Here is a 16,453-nt window from a genome sequence, read left to right as displayed (position 1 = left end):
GGTGAGCGCCCGCCAGGTGTTGCGAATCAGGGCGAGGAGCCTTCTCAAATCGGCAGCCTCACGTCACTGACGAAAGCGTCGCGCACATAGGACACGAAGTCGCTCCACAGTCCGGTGACCAGCGCCAGGCCGACGAGGATCATCAGCACTCCCCCGATGATCTGGATGGTGCGGGTGTTGCGGCGCAGCCAGCCGAGCCCGCCCACGGCCCACGACGACCCGAACGCCAGGATGATGAACGGCACCCCGAGGCCCAGGCAGTAGGCGATCACCAGCGTCACGCCGCGCGCCACGCTCGCGCCGTCGGTGGCGGAGGCCACCGTGATGACCCCGGCCAGCGTCGGGCCCAGGCACGGCGTCCAGCCCAGCCCGAACACCGCACCCAGCAGCGGTGCGCCCGCCACCGACGACACCTGCCGCGGGGTGAACTTCGCCTGCCGCTGCAGCGCGGGGATGAAGCCGATGAACGCCAGGCCCATGATGATGGTCAGCACACCACCGACCTGTTGCAGCACAACCTGATTGGTGATCAGTGTGGTGGTCATGCCGAGCACGGCGACGGTGCCCAGGATGAACACGGCGGTGAACCCGGCCACGAACAGGACCGCCGAACCGGCGATGCGGACCTTCGAGACGGTCTTGACGGTGCCCCGGTCATCGACGCCGACGACGGCCGCGAGGTAGGACAGATAGCCCGGCACCAGCGGCACCACACACGGCGACGCGAAGGACACCAGCCCGGCCAGCACACATGCGCCGAGCGCCAGCAGCAGCGGCCCGGTGGCGGCGAGTTCGGTGAAACCGGTCATTGTGTCGAGCCTTCTACACCCTCTTCGGCGGCCAGCCGTTCGACCACCGGTTGCAGGTCCTCGGCCAGCAGCTCGCGCAGGAACACCGCGGCCACCCGATGCTCGCGGTCCAGCACGATGGTCGACGGGATGACCGTGGTCGGGTACTTGCCGCCGAAGGCGATCATGGTCCGCATCGCCGGGTCGTAGATCGACGGGAACGTGATGTTGCGGTCTTTGATGAAGTCGACGGGAGCGTCGCGGTTGTTGTCGCGCACGTCGATACCGAGAAACGCCACGCCGCTGGCTTTGGTGGCGTCGTAAACCTGCTGCAACTGGGTGATCTCGGTGCGGCAGGGGGCACACCACTGGCCCCACACGTTGATGACGACGACGTCGCCGGCGAAATCCTCCAACGACAGGGTGGTGTCGGGATCCATCAGATCCGGGCCGCTCAACGGGCCGGGGGTGCCCCGGTCGGCGGGCGGGTCGTAGAAGATGTCGGTCTGCCCGCCCGGCGCGACGAACTCGAAGGTGCCGCCCTGAGCCACGGCGTCGTCACCGGTCGAGCATCCGGTGAGTGCGAGCAGCAGCACGCACCCCAGGATCACCAACCGACGCATCACAGGTGTCCAGCCGGCTCCGCGTAACCCCAGCCGATCAGCTGGTCACCGTCGAACTCGAACGACGTCAGCGACGCCAGGTTGCACATCCGGGCGCCCTTGGTGGGCAGGTGGGCCAGCCGCTTGCCCGTCATCGCCCGCCGCAACGTCTCGACGGGTAACTGGTGGCTGACGCACACCGCCTCGTGGCCTTCGGCTTTGACCCGCGCCCGGTGCACGGCCGCGATCATGCGCGGGGCGACCTCCTTGTACGGCTCCCCCCACGACGGCTTGAGCGGGTTGCGCAGTTTCGGCCAGTTGCGGGGATCGCGCAGCGCACCGTCACCCGGGGCCACCCGTTGTCCCTCGAAGATGTTCCACGACTCGATGAGATCGGCGTCGGTGTCGATGTCCAACCCGTGCCGCGCCGCGGTCGCGGCGGCGGTTTCCTGCGCACGCTCCAGCGGCGAGGCCACCACGTAGGTGATGTCGCGGTCGGCCAGCCAGTCCGCGACCGCTCTGGCCTGCTCGCGGCCCCGGTCGGACAGGTGGTAGTCCGGCAGCCGGCCGTAGAGCAGTTTGTCCGGGTTGTGCACCTCGCCGTGGCGCATCACGTACACCCGTGTCTTCACGCGTCGGGGCCCTCCGCTGTCGCCGCGGCGCGGGCGGCGTTCGGCAACGCCGCCGCGATGTGCTCGAACGCGTCGTCATCGAGAGCGGCTGATACGAACCAGGTTTCGTACGCGCTGCACGGCGGATAGACACCGGCGTCGAGCAGCGCGTGGAAGAACGGCGGGAAACGCCAGGTCTGGGTGGCCCTGGCGCCGGCGAAGTCGGTGACCGGCGCGTCGGTGAAGAAGACACTGAGCATGTTGCCGGCGCGCTGGATGACGTGGGGCACAGACTCTTTGGACAACGCCTCGGACAGCAGGGCATCGAGGCGGTCGGCGTTGGCGTCCAGCCTTGCGTAGGCGGCGTCGTCGGCGTTGCGCAGCGTCGCCAGCCCTGCGGCCATGGCCACCGGGTTACCGGAGAGGGTGCCGGCCTGATAGACCGGGCCCAGCGGCGCCAGCCGCTCCATCACCTCGGCGCGACCACCGAACGCGGCGGCCGGCAGGCCACCGCTCATCACCTTGCCGAAGGTGAACAAATCGGCATCCACGGGGTCGACGCCGTACCAACCGCTGCGGCTGACGCGGAAGCCGGTCATCACCTCGTCGAGGATCAGCAGCGCGCCGTGCTCGGCGGTGATACGCCGCAGTGCCGCGTTGTACCCGGGCCCAGGCGGCACGGTGCCCATGTTGCCGGGGCTGGCCTCGCTGATCACCGCGGCGATCTGGTCACCGAAGTCCTTGAAGGTCTGCTCGACGGCGGCGACGTTGTTGTAGGGCAGCACGATGGTGTCGGCGGCCTGCGCTCCGGTGACCCCCGGCGACGACGGCAGTCCCAGGGTGGCGACACCGGAGCCGGCGTCGGCGAGCAGCGCGTCGACGTGGCCGTGATAGCAGCCGGAGAACTTGACGATCTTGGGCCGGCCGGTGAAACCGCGGGCCAGCCGGACCGCACTCATGGTGGCTTCGGTGCCGGAGTTGACCAGCCGGACCTTCTGCACCGGCGCGACGCGGCTGATGATCTCGTGCGCCAGTTCCGACTCGCACGGAGTGGGCGCCCCGAAGGACAGGCCGTGCTGTGCGGCGTTGGTCACGGCTTCGACGATGGCCGGATGCGCATGCCCCAGGATCATCGGGCCCCACGAGCACACCAGGTCGACGTAGCGGTTGTCGTCGGCGTCGGTGAGCCAGTAGCCCTGGCCTTTGACCAGGAAGCGGGGGGTGCCGCCGACCGAGTTGAACGCTCGGACCGGCGAATTCACGCCGCCGGGGATCACCGCGGAGGCATCGGAGAAGAGCTTGGCGGACCGCTCGGTACTGGTCTTGGTACTGCTCACGACCACCAGTGTCCCAGTTCGAACCAAATCGTCCACTACAGGGTGTAGTTGACTGGTCCGACGCATTCGCCGAAACGGTGACGCAGACCACACTGCCGGGGCAACACTGAACCATGCGCGTCGCGCTGACATTGGCGTCAGTGATCGCGCTGATCTGCGCCTGCGCCACGGCACCCCAGCCGGCCACGGCCTGGCGAGGCTGCGGTGACCACCTGGAGTGCGCCACGGTGACCGTGCCGGTGGACTGGGCGCGACCCGATGGGCCGACGCTGGAGCTGGCAGTGGCCCGCTACCCCGCCGCCCACCACCGGCAGGGCACCGTGTTCTTCAATCCCGGCGGCCCCGGCCTGTCCGGCGTCGACGCCCTGCGGGAGCGCGGCGCCCAGTTGTCGGCCCTGGTGGGCGGCCGGTTCGACATCGTGAGTTGGGATGTGCGGGGCAGCGGCGGGAGTTCCCCGATCTCCTGTGCCGACGGCGAGTCCACGCCGCTCGACTACGGGACGGGCCCGCTGCCGGCCGACTTCGCCGCCCGGTGTGGTGCATTCCACGGCGAACTGCTGGCACATCTGAGCACTGCGGCCACCGCCCGCGATCTGGACCGCTTGCGGGTGCTGTCGGGTGAATCCCGGGTGTCGTTCTACGGCGAGGGTTACGGCAGCTTCCTCGGGCAGACCTACGCCAACCTGTTCCCGCAACGGGTTCGGGCCATGGTTCTCGACGGCATCGTCGACCCGGTGGCCTACACCGCCGGCGCCGAGGAACGGGTGGCCAACACCTTGGCCGATGCGGCCCGGGTGTTCGACGAGTTCGCGCGGCTGTGCCGCGAGGCGCACGGCTGCCCGCTCGAAGACGCGAACGAGACGCTGGCCGGTGTCCTCGAGGCGGTGACGTCGACGCCGCTGGGCCTGCTCACCTACGAAGCAGCGCTGGTGGCGCTGCACAGTTACCTCGGCACCCCCGCCCGATGGCCGGAGATGGCCGCCGCCCTGGCTGCCGCCGCGGACGGCGACGGGTCCGCGCTGGCACAGCAGGCCCGACGGCTACGCCCCGGCCTGGCGGCATCGATCCCGCCGGCGGCCGGCATCGGGTGCGCCGACAGCCCCGCCCAGGTGTCGCGGTCGACGTCGCCGGCGCGGCTGAGTCTGTTCACCGCGATGAGCCCGGTGGACGGGCCGCTGGCGACGTGGTGGTCCTGGATGCCGTGCGCGTCCTGGCCGGTGCACGGCGCTGAGGTCTACACCGGCCCCTGGAGCACCCGCACCGAGACCCCGATCCTGGTGATCGGCACCACGGCAGATCCCGTCACCCCGTACCGCAACGCGCGAACCGTCAGCGCGCTGCTCGGCAACGCGGTCTTGTTGACCCACACCGGTTACGGCCACCCGAGCGCCGCCGATCCCAGCGACTGCACAACGGCCGCGGTACGCGAATACCTGGTGTTGCTGCGCGCACCGCGCGACGGCACGGTGTGCCCGTCGAACCACCATCCGTTCGACCCGGATTTCGGCCGGTGAGGTCAGGGGGTGGCCAGGAACCGGTGCCGCATCAGCCGCGCCACCACGCCGTCGGGCATGGGAATGCTGCCGCGCGCCAGCTCGACGGGCACCGGTGGCAGATCGCCGTGCACGTCCCGGTGCAGCCGCTCCATCTCGGTGTCCAACCGGGCCGCGGTCACGGCGGCCTCTTCCAGGCTCCGGGAGATCTCGGCGGGCACCTCACCGTCGAACTTGTAATAGATCTTGTGCTCGAGGCTGGCCCAGAAATCCATGGCGACCGTGCGTAGCTGCACCTCCACCGGGACGGTGACAGCGCCGGTGGACAGGAACACCGGCACTTCGACGATCAGGTGCAGGCTGCGGTAGCCGTTCGGTTTGGGCTGGCGCACATAGTCTTTGACCTGCAACACGGTGACGTCGTCTTGACGGGTCAACGCTTCGGACACTCGGTAGACGTCTGAGGTGAAGGAGCAGGTGACGCGCACACCGGCGATGTCGGTGATCTTTTCGCGGATGGTCTCGAAGCGCGGCTCGCAGTTCTTGCGCTGGATCTTGTCCAACACGCTCTCCGGTGTCTTGAGCCGACTGGTGACGTGCTCGATGGGGTTGTACTGCTGCAGGTGCTGGAATTCCTGTTGCAGGATGCCCACTTTGGTGGCGATCTCCTCCATGCCGAACTTGTAGGAGAACATGAAGCGCGAGAACTCGTCGCGGAGCTTCTGGAATTCTTCGAGATCCCACATCGGTTCGGCGTCGATTACCTCGCTCATGCCACCAGCATGCCGGTTGAGGCTGTCAGCCCTGTTCAGAGCTGTCGGCCCTTGCCCGGTCAGACGTGCGCAGCCGATGATGACCCCATGCAACTGCCGCAGTGGCTGGCCGAGTTCAACCGGTACGTCACCAACCCGATCCAGCGGCTCTGGGCGGGATATCTGCCGATGATGGGCATCCTCGAGCACGTCGGCCGCACGTCGGGCCGCACCTTCCGTACGCCGCTGATCGTGTTCCCGACCCAGGAGGGCGTGGCGATCCATCTGACCTACGGGCCGGACCGGGACTGGCTGAAGAATCTCAGGGCCGCCGACGGCCGGCTGCAGCGGCACGGCCGGACGTTTGTGGTGACTGACCCACGGGTGGTGCCCAAATCGGAAGCCACACAGCAGGTCACCGGAGTCGCGCGGCTGTTGTTCGGGCGACTGCCGTTCGACCAGAGCGTTCTGCAGCGCAGGCTCTGATGCGGTTCGCCGATGCTCGCGCCCGGTTCAACCGTCGGGTGGTCAACCGGGTGGTGCGCCCCCTGTCGGGTCGGGTGGCGCTGTGGTCGCTGGTGGAACACGTCGGTCGGCGCAGCGGCACGGTCTACCGCACTCCGGTGTCGGCGTTGCGCACACCCGACGGCTTCGCGGTGCTACTGCCCTACGGCGAGAACCGCGACTGGGTGCGCAATCTTGTTGCTGCCGGTGCGGGACGAATCATCGTGGGTGGACATACTTTTCAGGTGCGGTCTCCGCGGATCGTCTCAACCGCGGATGTCGTGCCGCTGCTGTCGTCGCCGTGGCGGACGGTGGTCACCCGGCTGCGCACACCGTCGGCGCTGCTTCTCAGCCGGGTGTGAGCGGCGGCGCGGTACTGGTCCGGATCACGAACCTCTCCGACACGGCCGATCTGGTCACGCGCGCCAGGTGAGCAGCTCCCCCGCGCCCTGCGTCATCACCGTGCCCTGCATGAGGCGCAGCCGCGTCGGGGTCAGCTTCCAGCCGGCGAACGCGTCCGACGTCGGCCCGTCACGCCAGGGTTCGATGATCGCGGGGTCGTAGCCGACCGGCTCGGGTCCGGTCTTGAAACGCTCCCAGAGCGCGATGCGTTCGTCGTCGTCGAAGATCCAATCCACCGTACATTCGGCGCTACAGGTGTCGTGCGACGGCGACCAGTAGTTGATCGAGATCTCGGGGTGGGCGGCGATGTGCGCCTTCTTGATCGGGGTGGGAGCGGTGGCGATCCAGCCCGTCAGCTGCGCGCCGTCCCACTCCCAGATGGGGTGCAGGACGCGGCTGCGGGGCCGACCGTCGGCGTCGACGGTGGCCACCGACGCCCAGACGATGGTGTGAGCCATGTCGACGAAGGCAGGGGCTACTTGATCCAGTGACGTCATGGGCTCAAAGTTAACTGCCTAGACCGATACGGTGCGCAGCATTTCCGGCAGGCTCGGCAAGAAATGCACGGTGGCGAAGTCCCGCAGATCGTCGGCGGTGTCCAGCGGCCGCGCACCCGGCAGCAACAAGGCCATCATTGCGTACCGCAGAATCGCGTCGGCCAGGTCGTTGACCACCGCGGGCCCCATCCGCTGCACGAACCCGGCAGGGAAGATCACCTCGAGCGCGGTGGCGATGCGCAGTACCGCCGCTCCATAGTGCTCGCGGGCCAGCTCCAGCGCCAGGGCCGGGTCGTCGCCGATCAGCTGGTTGAGCACCCGGTGGTTACGGAACTTCAGGATGGCCGAGGTGAACGCTTCGACATAGTAGTTCGACTGCGGCCCTTGGTTTTTGAGTTCCTCGGCGATGTCGGCGCACAGGGCGACGTTCTCGCGGTCGATCACCGCGGCCACCAGCTCGTCGCGGTTGGCGAAGCGGCGGTAAATGGTGGTGCGGCTGACCTTGGCGCGTTTGGCGACGTCGTCCAGGGCAACCCGACGAAAGCCGTGCCGGTCGAATTCGGCGACGGCGGCGTCGAGGATCCTGGTGGTGGCCGGGTCGTCGGCGACGGTGATCATGCGCTCTCTCGGGAGAACCCGGCGGCGGCGATTCCGTTGTAGCGCACCGATATCGGAAGCTGGTCCCACAGCCAGTTGACCGGACGCGAGCGCCAGAACGCCGCGAAACGCTGATAGTGCTTCTCCTGCTTGGCATTCCAGGGGAGGTTGAGGGTGGCGCGGGCCTGCGGCGGCATTCCGCCAGTGGTGAGGAACGCGGCCAGCGGGTTGAAGACGCGCCTGAGCACCGCCCACGCGGCGGGATGCATACCCTTGGGTTTCGGGAAGCCCTTGGTGACGTAGCCGACGCTGTAGGTGGCCGACGGGTGGGCGGTCACCACGTCGTCCAGCATGCGCTGCCAGTACTTTTCGAAGTCGGCGTAGGTGGCGGGCATCGGCCGGTCGCTGACGCCGTAGCGCCGGTACCAGGTCTTGGACTCCAGGTACATCTGCTCCTTCTCGGCGTCGGTCAGCCGCTTGACGAAGGTGTCGGCGAAGTAGAAGACCTGATCCAGGAAGGTGGCGTGCGCCCAGAAGTAAGTGTCGGGATCCAGTGCGTGGTAGCGCCGCCCCTGCTCGCCCGGCATCTCGCCTTTGATGTCGTGGTGGAAGTCGCGGACCTGCGGGCCGGCGTTGTCGTCCTGGGAGCCGTACACGGTCCGAAAGATCGGCGGCAGCGACCGTTTGATGCGCGCCGCGGTGTCGGCGAAGAACACCGAATGGTCCTGCACGCCCTGGCCGAGTTCGGCGAGCATCAACTGCAGGACGCCGGGGCGCGGGCCGATGAGGAACATCCGGTTGTCGCCGAAGTAGCGCCAGATGAGCGAGTCGGCGCCCAGCGGCAACGCGTCGGTCTCGGCAGGGCGGTCCGCGAGTTCAGTCACTGCAACAGTGTTACAGATTCTGCACTTTGTTCCAACTCGGGGTCCCACTCGGGTCGCCGAGCGCACGCATTTGTACGCGACACGCCGCGTGGGCCGGTACAGACACGCGCGCTCGGCCTTGAGTGGGGTCAGGTGAAACGGCGCAGGCGCAGGCTGTTGCCCACCACCAACACCGACGACGCCGCCATGGCCGCCCCGGCGATCATCGGATTCAGCAGCCCCAACGCCGCCAGCGGAATGGCCGCGGTGTTGTAGGCGAACGCCCAGAACAGGTTCACCCGGATGGTGCGCAGGGTGCGCGAGGCCAACCGCAGCGCCGTCGGCACAGTCCGCAGGTCACCGCGGACCAGCGTGACGTCACCGGCCTCGATCGCCGCGTCGGTGCCGGTACCCATCGCCATCCCGATGTCGGCGGCGGCCAGGGCCACCGAGTCGTTGACACCATCGCCGACCATCGCCACTTTCGCGCCGTCGGCCTGCAGGCGCTTGACGGCCTCGGCTTTCTCGGTGGGCAGCACGCCGGCGATGACGTTCTCGGGCGCGATACCGATCTCGCCGGCGACCGTGCGCGCGACGGTGGCGTTGTCGCCCGTCAGCAGCACCGGGGTGATGCCCATGGCCTTGAGCTCGGCGATGGCCTCAGCGCTGCTGGGCTTCACTACATCCGCCAGGCGGATGGTGCCGCGGACGCGACGATCCCACACCACCTCCACGCCGGTCCCCGGCGCCGCCGCAGCCGGTGCCAGCAGGTCCAGCCCGGCGATCGAGCCCTCCCTCTTCACGCTCACCCGAACGCCGTCGACCACACCGGCGACACCGATGCCGGGCTGGTTGGCGAAGTCGGTGACCTCGGGGATGTCGAAACCGCGCTCCCGTGCGGCCGCGACGATGGCGGCGGCCACCGGATGTTCGGAGGCCGCCTCGACGGCTGCGGCGAGCCGCAACACCTCGTCGGCGTCCTCACCCGGGCGAGCTTCGACGGCGCTGACGGTCATCCGGCCGCTGGTCACCGTGCCGGTCTTGTCCAGCACCACGGTGGTGATACCGGTGACGGTTTCGAGCACCTGCGGATCTTTGATCAGCACGCCGAGCTGGGCGCCCCGGCCGGTGCCGACCAGGATGGCCGTGGGTGTGGCCAAACCGAGCGCGCACGGGCAGGCGATGATCAGCACGGCCACCGCGGCGGTGAAGGCGGTGGACGGTGCGGCGCCGGCGAGCAGCCAGCCGGCGACGGTCAGTGCGGCGATCACCAGGACCGCGGGGACGAAGACCGCCGACACCCGGTCGGCGAGGCGCTGAATGGACGCCTTGCCGTTCTGCGCGTCGGTGACCAGCCGGCCCATCCGGGCCAGTTGCGTGTCGGCGCCGACCTTGGTGGCCCGTACCCGGATACGGCCGTAGGTGTTGACGGAACCGCCGAGCACCGACGACCCTGCCCTCACATCGACGGGCACGGATTCGCCCGTCATCGCCGAGGTGTCCAGAGCGGAATCGCCGTCGACCACGTCACCGTCGGTGGCCACCCGCTCCCCCGGCCGGACCACGAAGACGTCGCCCACCTGCAGCTCCGACACCGGGATCTGCACCTCGGCGCCGTCGCGCACCACCACCGCGTCTTTTGCGCCCAGTGACAGCAGCGCCCGCAGCGCCGATCCCGCCGAGCGTTTGGCCCGTGCCTCGGCGTTGCGACCCGCCAGCAGGAACACCGTGACGGCCGCGGCGACCTCGAAATAAACGTGTGCGTGCAAGTGCGGTCCCGGGTTGGTGACGACGGCGAACGTCGACCACAGGAAGGCGGCCAGCGTGCCGAGGGAGACCAGGGTGTCCATGGTCGAGGCGCCGTGGCGAGCCGCACGAACCGCGGCGCGATGGAACGGGAAGCCGCCCCACACCACGATCGGTGTGGTCAGCGCCAGCACCACCCACTGCCAGCCCGTGAACTGCCATGCCATCACCATCGACAGCACGACCACCGGGACCGCCAGCACCGCGGAGCCGATGAGCCGGGGGCGCAGATCGGTTTCCCCGGTCTCCTGCACCGGCGCGTCATCGCCGGGGGCACGAACAGCGGAGGCCTGATACCCGGTGGCTTCGACGGCCTTGATGAGCTGACCGACCGTGACGGCGGGATCGTGCTCGACGTGGGCGCGTTCGACGGCCAGGTTGACGCTGGCGCGCACACCGTCGAGGTCGTTGAGGCCACGTTCGACGCGCGCCGCGCAGGACGCACACGTCATCCCGCGGAGATCGAGATCGGTTGCGACAGTCACCGGTGCGTTGGCCATGCCGCCATAGTACCCCTAGGGGGTATGGGTTTGTGACCTCCGCCAGCGAGCTACTCCGACCACGGCCAGGATGCCGGCGACCGTGACCAACAACAACGCCAGGACCAGTGGTGGAGCGTGCCACGCCACCGAGGTGGTGGCCGGCTCCCCCTCGGTGATGGGCGCGACGGCCACGACTGCACGCACATTGGCCGCGCTGATCACGGCTCCCACAACAGCCACCGCCGCCAGGACCACCTCGACGATGGCGCGACGCCGCGCCGTCATGCGTGCTCGCGGCGGCGCTCGACCAGCTCGGTCAACGCCGCCCGCAACTCGGAGTGCCGGCGCGCCCAGGCCTGCGCGGTGCGTCCACCGGTGAGCTTCAACCCGATTCCGGTGCGCCCGCGCGGCACGCCGGTGAGTTCACCGAGCGCCCGCGACGACTGCCACTTCTCCACCACCGCGGCATCGTCGCGGGGCGGGGCCTTCGTGGGTTCGTCCGGGATCTCCGCGGGATCCAGGCCCGCTTTTTTCATCGCGCGGTTGGCCAGCGCATTGTTTCGGCCCGAACTCTTGGCGGCGGTCCTGTTCAGCCGGCGGTCGTCGTAATAGCTGCGCATCGTGTTCGTGGGGGCGGGATAGACGGCGACGATCTCGTCGACCCCGATGGTCTGCATGCCCTGCCGCAACGACGTCTCCGTCAGTTCGACCGAGGTGTGGATGCGGGCAGCTTTGATCTGCACCGCGATGAAGCCGGACACCAGCACCAGGAATGCCAACGGAACGATCCACTGCACGCCGACCCCACTGGTGATCTGAATGGCCAGCATGGCCAACGCGGCGCCCGGGCCCGCCAGCACCCAGTACCAGCTGGCACCGTCCTCGGAGAACAGGATGTCCTCGTCAGCCATGCGCGGCGTCCTGTTCGTTGAACCAGGCGATGGCCGGTGGCCGAATGAGCGCCACGGTGCCGAAGAGAATCGGCAACACCGCCACCAGCGCCAGCAGATGAACGATCTTGATCAGCACCGCGACGCCGACGACGAGCACTGTGATGGCGACGGCGAAGGCAATGGTGGCGCGACGGAACCGTGGATCGCCTTTGCGGGTTTTGCCGGCCAGGAAGCCCAGGGCGGCGCCGACGACGATCGAGAAGATCCCGATGCTGCGCTGGAAGGTCAGGTAGCTCCGCAGCTTGTCGTCGCTGATACCGGCGTCCGCGACGGACCGGGCGGTCTCGAAGTTCAGCGTTGTCGCCATCAATCCGTTCACCACCAGGAGGACGGCGCCTGCGATGAGCAGCCAGAATGCGATGTCCACCACGCGCGGTCGTGGAGTGGCCGGAGTCGAGGTCATGGTCGCGCCAGCTTACGCCCGGCGATCGATCGCCCGAGGGACGAGGGCGTGAGGAGCGGGCACCTCAGCCACGCCCGGCGATCGACCGCCCGTGTTTCGCGCACATATATGTGCACAGCTACGTCCGACCGGCGTGTCGCGCCGTAAACCACATATGTGTCGCGGACCGCCCGGCGCATATATGTCCCCAGCTACGCCTGACCGGCGTGTCGCGCCGTAAACCACATATATGTCGCGGAAAGCGACGCCGACGCCGCCAGCACAGCGGGCGGAGACTCAGCGAGTGAAGAAGGCGTTGGCTTCCTTGCGGTGCAGCAGCACTATCCCGCCGCCGATCAGCACCGCGCCGACGATGCCGCTGACGGCGAAGATCACCGCGGCCACCGCGGGCCGTCCGGTGGCGAACAGGCCGAAGCCCATCGAGACGATCGCGGCCATGCCACCGGCGGTCAACACCGTCCGCGTCCACCGATAGCCGGACCGCATGAGGATCAGGAACGTCACCACCAGCGAGTCCGCCACGACGAGGAACAGCAGCGAGATCCCGATGGCCAGCGGCACCCGGCCTTCGGCGGACAACACGTCGGCGATGTAGTTGATGGTCATCAGCGGCACGGCGATCACCCAGAGCCAGAAACCGGTGTCGACGTCGGCGGGACGCTCCGGCTTGGGCTTGGGCTCAGGCGAGGGCGGCTGGTGATACTGCGGTGCGGGAAAGCTCACGCCAACCAACCTGCCACGTCGGCGGCCCAGTAGGTCAGCACGATGTCTGCGCCCGCGCGCCGGATACCGACGAGCGACTCCAGGGCCGAGGCCTGCAGATCGATCCACCCGTTGGCCGCGGCGGCGCTGATCATCGCGTACTCACCGGAGATCTGATAGGCGGCCACCGGCACCGGCGAGATGTCGGCACACGCGCGCACCACGTCCAGATACGACATCGCAGGCTTGACCATCACCATGTCGGCACCCTCGGCGAGGTCGAGTTCGATCTCCCGCAACGCTTCCCGCGCGTTACCGCTGTCCTGTTGGTAGGTACGGCGATCACCTTGCAGGCTGGAACCGACCGCCTCGCGGAACGGCCCGTAGAACGCCGAGGCGAACTTGGCCGCGTACGCCAGGATCGCCACATCGGTGTGCCCGGCAGCGTCCAGTCCGTCGCGGATCTCGGCCACCTGACCGTCCATCATGCCGCTCGGCGCCACCACGTGTGCGCCCGATTGTGCTTGCGCCACAGCCAGTTTGATGTACTGCTGATTGGTGGCGTCATTGTCCACCCGGCCGCGGTCGTCGAGCACACCGCAGTGACCGTGGTCGGTGAACTCGTCCAGGCAGGTGTCGGCCATGATCACGGTGTCCTCACCGAGATCTTTGACCAGGTCACGCAACGCCACGTTGAGGATGCCGTCGGCCTCGATGCCGATGGACCCGCGCGCGTCTTTGTCCTCGTCGCGGGGCACACCGAAGAGCATCAGCCCGCCCACCCCGGCGGCCACCGCATCGGCAGCCGCCCGGCGCAAAGAGTCTCGGGTGTGCTGCACGACACCCGGCATGGACGAGATCTGTCGCGGTTCGTCGATACCGTCGGCCACGAACATCGGCAGCACCAGATGCCTTGGCTCCAAGGAGGTTTCGGCCACCAACCGGCGCATGGCCGACGTCGACCGCAACCTGCGTGGACGTTGACGCATACCTAGCGGCTTACCGTCACCGACGACGGCTCTTCTTACGCGGCGGAGGCAACGCACCCTCGGCACGCAGCCGGGCGGCGTGCTCGGCGAGCGCCTCGACCAGCGGACCGACGGCGGCCGTCTCCGGCTGCACGTCCACCCGCAGACCGAATTCGGCTGCCGTCTCGGCGGTTTTCGGGCCGATGCACGCAACGATGGTGCGCGCGTGCGGCTTTCCGGCGATGCCGACGAGATTGCGCACCGTCGAGCTGGAGGTGAAGCACACCGCGTCGAACCCACCGGTCTTGATCATCTCGCGGGTCTGCGCGGGCGGCGGAGCCGCACGCACCGTGCGGTAGGCCGTCACGTCCTCGATCTCCCAACCGCGGTCACGCAGACCCTCGGCCAGCGTCTCGGTGGCGATGTCGGCACGCGGCAGCAACACCCGGTTCACCGGGTCGAAAACGTCGTCGTACGGCGGGAACTCGTCGAGCAGGCCCAGCGAGGACTGCTCACCCGACGGCACCAGCTCGGGGCTGATACCGAAGGCACGCACCCGGTCGGCGGTCGCCTCACCCACGCAGGCGATCTTCACACCGGAGAACGCACGGGCGTCGAGCCCGAACTCACCGAACTTCTCCCACACGGCGCGCACCGCGTTGGTGGAGGTGAACACCACCCACTGGTAGCGGCCGTCGACCAGACCCTTGACGGCGCGTTCCATCTGGGCGGGGCTGCGCGGCGGCTCGACGGCGATGGTGGGCACCTCAATGGGCAGCGCGCCATGGCTGACCAGACGGTCACTCATCTCGCCGGCCTGATCCTTGGTGCGCGGCACCAGCACGGTCCAGCCGTAGAGAGCCCGGCTCTCCCACCAGTTCAGCTTGGCGCGGTGCGAGACGGTCTTGCCGATGGTGACCACCAGCGGTCCGGTCAGCGGGCCCGCGGGCTCGCTGGCGCCGATGGCGGCGCGATCGGTCAGCTCATGCAGGGTGGCCTCCACACTGCGCTGTGCACAGGTAGTGCCCTGGGCGGTGACCACACAGGGGGTGCTCTCGACCAGTCCGTGTTCGATCAGCGTGCGCGCCGAATCGGCGAGATGCTGCGGTGTGGCGTGCAGGATCAGGGGGCCCGGTGCGGCGGCCAGCGCGGCCCAGTCGACGTCACCGCGCACGTCGGCCACGGTGTGCGCCGAACCCAGGGGCAGGCCGGCGTAGGTGGGCACCGCGGTCGCGGCGGGCAGGCCAGGCACGATCTCGAAGGACAGGTTGGTCTTGGCGACGGCGTTGACCTCGGCGAGCACCGAGTCCAGCGACAACGGGTCACCGGCCACCAGGCGCACCACGTCGACGCCGGTCACCCGGGCCTCGTGCGCCAGGGTCTTGGCCACCTCGGCGGGATCACCGAGCGCCGGACGGATGTCCGGGCCCAGGTTCACCACCGGCGGGGCGATCTCCTCGGCGACGACGCCATCGGCCCCGGCCTGCGGCCCGGTGTCGTCGCCGCCCTTGGTGGCCTTGGTGTCCTTCTCCGGCGCCGGCGCCGGACCGGAGGCCGGTGGCAGCTCGGAACCGGCCAGTGCCAATACTGGTTCGGGTACGTCGGGATCGGTGAACACCAGTGCGGCGTTCACCAAGACGGTGCGCGCCCGCGTCGTCAGTAGGCCCGGATCCCCCGGTCCCGAACCGACGAACAGGATGCGTCCCGGCTTCGGCTTACGGCCTCGACCACTAGATAGGGAGGTCATGTGTGACTCCTGCTCTCATCGCGTGTCCGAAATGAGTTCACGCGCCCCCAGCTCGAACAACTCCGTAGCCACCGCGAGCCCTAGCTCGTCGGCGCCTGCGGGAGTCCCGATGCCGGACGCACGAATCACGTCGGATCCGTCCACCGCCGCCACGCAGCCGCGCAGCGACAGTTCGTCGAAAACGTGCCCGTCCTCATCGATCGACTCGACCACCTCGGCAATCGCGCCTACCGGTGCGGAGCAGCCCGCCTCCAGCTTGGCGAGCAAGGTTCGCTCTGCGGTGACCGCAATCCGGGTGTCCGCGTCATCCAAAACGGCCAACGCTTTTTCCAGATCGGTGTCGCCGGCACGGCACTCAACGGCCAGTGCCCCCTGAGCCGGTGCCGGCAACATCTGTACCGGCTCCAACGTCTCGGTGACCGCGTCGAGGCGTCCGATACGGGCCAACCCCGCTCGGGCTACCACGATGGCGTCGAGATCTCCGCTGCTTACCCTGTTCAACCTGGTATCTAGGTTGCCTCTTAGGGGGCGGATTTCCAAACCGAGACCCAGTGCTCTAAGCTGCGCGGCCCGCCGCAGGCTCGACGTGCCGATCACCGAACCGGCCGGCAACTCCCCCAGCACCAGCCCGTCGCGGGCCACCAACGCGTCGCGGGCGTCCGCACGCGGCGGAATGGCCGCGATGACGAACCGGGGGTCCTGCGCCGTCGGCAAATCCTTGTAGGAGTGCACGGCCATGTCCACCTCTCCCGAGGCGATGGCTTCGCGGAGGGCAGCTGTGAAAACACCCACCCCGATCTCGGCGATCGGGGCCGACGAACGGTCGCCATCGGTGGAGATGATGACGAGTTCGGCTGCGTGCCCGGCGGCGATGAGAGCGTCTCTGATGGTGCCCGCCTGCGTCGTCGCGAGCAGGCTGCCACGGGTACCGATGCGAATCACGGGT

The 16,453-nt window shown here is 68.5% G+C and carries 18 protein-coding genes and 2 pseudogenes; 3 read left to right on the top strand and 17 right to left on the bottom strand.

What is annotated here, in order from left to right; translation table 11 throughout:
- Window positions 1-44: 44 nt before the first annotated feature.
- The 4 genes from NL241_RS06610 to hemL are packed head-to-tail and all read right to left on the bottom strand — an operon-like array spanning window position 45 to window position 3,338.
- Entirely contained in the window at window positions 45-809 is a 765-nt protein-coding gene (locus NL241_RS06610) for a cytochrome c biogenesis CcdA family protein (RefSeq protein WP_487691654.1), read from the bottom strand.
- The gene (locus tag NL241_RS06605; protein WP_487691656.1) at window positions 806-1,411 is read right to left on the bottom strand and encodes a TlpA disulfide reductase family protein; all 606 of its coding nucleotides are present in this window, start codon (window positions 1,409-1,411) and stop codon (window positions 806-808) included. Before NL241_RS06605 ends, NL241_RS06610 begins: the two co-directional genes overlap by 4 nt.
- Window positions 1,411-2,001 carry a histidine phosphatase family protein gene (locus tag NL241_RS06600; protein ID WP_487691955.1) on the bottom strand — a complete coding sequence of 197 codons (591 nt, stop codon included), beginning with the start codon at window positions 1,999-2,001 and terminating at the stop codon, window positions 1,411-1,413. The genes NL241_RS06605 and NL241_RS06600 overlap by 1 nt, the downstream gene beginning before the upstream one ends.
- A gap of 17 nt (window positions 2,002-2,018) precedes the next feature.
- Window positions 2,019-3,338 carry a glutamate-1-semialdehyde 2,1-aminomutase gene (gene hemL, locus NL241_RS06595; RefSeq protein WP_487691657.1) on the bottom strand — a complete coding sequence of 440 codons (1,320 nt, stop codon included), beginning with the start codon at window positions 3,336-3,338 and terminating at the stop codon, window positions 2,019-2,021.
- A 113-nt stretch (window positions 3,339-3,451) separates the two neighbouring features.
- Here hemL and NL241_RS06590 point away from each other — a divergent pair, with 113 nt between their 5' ends.
- The gene (locus NL241_RS06590; protein ID WP_494397080.1) at window positions 3,452-4,852 is read left to right on the top strand and encodes an alpha/beta hydrolase; all 1,401 of its coding nucleotides are present in this window, start codon (window positions 3,452-3,454) and stop codon (window positions 4,850-4,852) included.
- 2 nt (window positions 4,853-4,854) lie between these two features.
- On the opposite strand, the gene NL241_RS06585 is transcribed toward NL241_RS06590, so the two are convergent.
- Entirely contained in the window at window positions 4,855-5,604 is a 750-nt protein-coding gene (locus tag NL241_RS06585) for a GTP pyrophosphokinase (protein WP_487691659.1), read from the bottom strand.
- Between the two features lie 87 nt (window positions 5,605-5,691).
- Between NL241_RS06585 and NL241_RS06580 the strand changes: the two genes are divergently transcribed.
- Both NL241_RS06580 and NL241_RS06575 read left to right on the top strand, forming a co-directional pair.
- Entirely contained in the window at window positions 5,692-6,069 is a 378-nt protein-coding gene (locus NL241_RS06580; RefSeq protein ID WP_494397079.1) for a nitroreductase family deazaflavin-dependent oxidoreductase, read from the top strand.
- Entirely contained in the window at window positions 6,069-6,449 is a 381-nt protein-coding gene (locus NL241_RS06575; protein ID WP_494397078.1) for a nitroreductase family deazaflavin-dependent oxidoreductase, read from the top strand. Before NL241_RS06580 ends, NL241_RS06575 begins: the two co-directional genes overlap by 1 nt.
- A gap of 54 nt (window positions 6,450-6,503) precedes the next feature.
- Here the strand turns inward: NL241_RS06575 and NL241_RS06570 are convergent, their stop codons facing one another.
- The 12 genes and pseudogenes from NL241_RS06570 to hemC all read right to left on the bottom strand — a co-directional run bounded on the left by NL241_RS06570 (window position 6,504) and on the right by hemC (window position 16,449).
- Window positions 6,504-6,986, bottom strand: coding sequence for a pyridoxamine 5'-phosphate oxidase family protein (locus tag NL241_RS06570; protein WP_487691662.1), 483 nt, complete (start codon window positions 6,984-6,986; stop codon window positions 6,504-6,506).
- 18 nt (window positions 6,987-7,004) lie between these two features.
- A complete protein-coding gene (locus NL241_RS06565; protein ID WP_494397077.1) occupies window positions 7,005-7,604 on the bottom strand; it encodes a TetR/AcrR family transcriptional regulator in 600 nt (199 codons plus the stop codon).
- Complete coding sequence (locus NL241_RS06560) at window positions 7,601-8,467, bottom strand: oxygenase MpaB family protein (RefSeq protein ID WP_494397076.1); 867 nt, start codon at window positions 8,465-8,467, stop codon at window positions 7,601-7,603. Before NL241_RS06560 ends, NL241_RS06565 begins: the two co-directional genes overlap by 4 nt.
- A gap of 128 nt (window positions 8,468-8,595) precedes the next feature.
- Window positions 8,596-10,482: pseudogene (locus NL241_RS06555) on the bottom strand (copper-translocating P-type ATPase); the annotation flags it as partial.
- A 53-nt stretch (window positions 10,483-10,535) separates the two neighbouring features.
- Window positions 10,536-10,752: pseudogene (locus tag NL241_RS06550) on the bottom strand (heavy-metal-associated domain-containing protein); the annotation flags it as partial.
- 15 nt (window positions 10,753-10,767) lie between these two features.
- Complete coding sequence (locus tag NL241_RS06545) at window positions 10,768-11,019, bottom strand: hypothetical protein (RefSeq protein ID WP_487691666.1); 252 nt, start codon at window positions 11,017-11,019, stop codon at window positions 10,768-10,770.
- Window positions 11,016-11,645 carry a transport-regulating membrane protein Mce1N gene (mce1N, locus tag NL241_RS06540; protein ID WP_494397075.1) on the bottom strand — a complete coding sequence of 210 codons (630 nt, stop codon included), beginning with the start codon at window positions 11,643-11,645 and terminating at the stop codon, window positions 11,016-11,018. The genes NL241_RS06545 and mce1N overlap by 4 nt, the downstream gene beginning before the upstream one ends.
- Complete coding sequence (locus NL241_RS06535) at window positions 11,638-12,090, bottom strand: hypothetical protein (protein WP_487691668.1); 453 nt, start codon at window positions 12,088-12,090, stop codon at window positions 11,638-11,640. The genes mce1N and NL241_RS06535 overlap by 8 nt, the downstream gene beginning before the upstream one ends.
- Before the next feature lie 276 nt (window positions 12,091-12,366).
- On the bottom strand, window positions 12,367-12,813 hold the full coding sequence (locus NL241_RS06530; protein ID WP_494397074.1) for a hypothetical protein: 447 nt from the start codon (window positions 12,811-12,813) through the stop codon (window positions 12,367-12,369).
- Window positions 12,810-13,781 carry a porphobilinogen synthase gene (gene hemB / locus NL241_RS06525; protein WP_494397073.1) on the bottom strand — a complete coding sequence of 324 codons (972 nt, stop codon included), beginning with the start codon at window positions 13,779-13,781 and terminating at the stop codon, window positions 12,810-12,812. The genes NL241_RS06530 and hemB overlap by 4 nt, the downstream gene beginning before the upstream one ends.
- A 16-nt stretch (window positions 13,782-13,797) precedes the next feature.
- On the bottom strand, window positions 13,798-15,507 hold the full coding sequence (locus tag NL241_RS06520; protein ID WP_487691671.1) for a bifunctional uroporphyrinogen-III C-methyltransferase/uroporphyrinogen-III synthase: 1,710 nt from the start codon (window positions 15,505-15,507) through the stop codon (window positions 13,798-13,800).
- A 15-nt stretch (window positions 15,508-15,522) separates the two neighbouring features.
- Window positions 15,523-16,449, bottom strand: coding sequence for a hydroxymethylbilane synthase (hemC, locus tag NL241_RS06515; RefSeq protein ID WP_487691672.1), 927 nt, complete (start codon window positions 16,447-16,449; stop codon window positions 15,523-15,525).
- Between the last annotated feature and the right edge of the window lie 4 nt (window positions 16,450-16,453).

The sequence above is a fragment of the Mycolicibacterium sp. SMGY-1XX genome (assembly GCF_059132455.1).
Note: the sequence above shows the minus strand (reverse complement) of the source record. Positions and strands in the feature narration are given on the sequence as shown.

Coding starts and splice junctions, on each gene's coding strand:
- NL241_RS06610 (WP_487691654.1), bottom strand. CDS start 809: ATGACCGGTTTCACCGAACTCGCCGCCACCGGGCCGCTGCTGCTGGCG.
- NL241_RS06605 (WP_487691656.1), bottom strand. CDS start 1,411: ATGCGTCGGTTGGTGATCCTGGGGTGCGTGCTGCTGCTCGCACTCACC.
- NL241_RS06600 (WP_487691955.1), bottom strand. CDS start 2,001: ATGCGCCACGGCGAGGTGCACAACCCGGACAAACTGCTCTACGGCCGG.
- NL241_RS06590 (WP_494397080.1), top strand. CDS start 3,452: ATGCGCGTCGCGCTGACATTGGCGTCAGTGATCGCGCTGATCTGCGCC.
- NL241_RS06585 (WP_487691659.1), bottom strand. CDS start 5,604: ATGAGCGAGGTAATCGACGCCGAACCGATGTGGGATCTCGAAGAATTC.
- NL241_RS06580 (WP_494397079.1), top strand. CDS start 5,692: ATGCAACTGCCGCAGTGGCTGGCCGAGTTCAACCGGTACGTCACCAAC.
- NL241_RS06575 (WP_494397078.1), top strand. CDS start 6,069: ATGCGGTTCGCCGATGCTCGCGCCCGGTTCAACCGTCGGGTGGTCAAC.
- NL241_RS06570 (WP_487691662.1), bottom strand. CDS start 6,986: ATGACGTCACTGGATCAAGTAGCCCCTGCCTTCGTCGACATGGCTCAC.
- NL241_RS06565 (WP_494397077.1), bottom strand. CDS start 7,604: ATGATCACCGTCGCCGACGACCCGGCCACCACCAGGATCCTCGACGCC.
- NL241_RS06545 (WP_487691666.1), bottom strand. CDS start 11,019: ATGACGGCGCGGCGTCGCGCCATCGTCGAGGTGGTCCTGGCGGCGGTG.
- mce1N (WP_494397075.1), bottom strand. CDS start 11,645: ATGGCTGACGAGGACATCCTGTTCTCCGAGGACGGTGCCAGCTGGTAC.
- NL241_RS06535 (WP_487691668.1), bottom strand. CDS start 12,090: ATGACCTCGACTCCGGCCACTCCACGACCGCGCGTGGTGGACATCGCA.
- hemB (WP_494397073.1), bottom strand. CDS start 13,781: ATGCGTCAACGTCCACGCAGGTTGCGGTCGACGTCGGCCATGCGCCGG.
- NL241_RS06520 (WP_487691671.1), bottom strand. CDS start 15,507: ATGACCTCCCTATCTAGTGGTCGAGGCCGTAAGCCGAAGCCGGGACGC.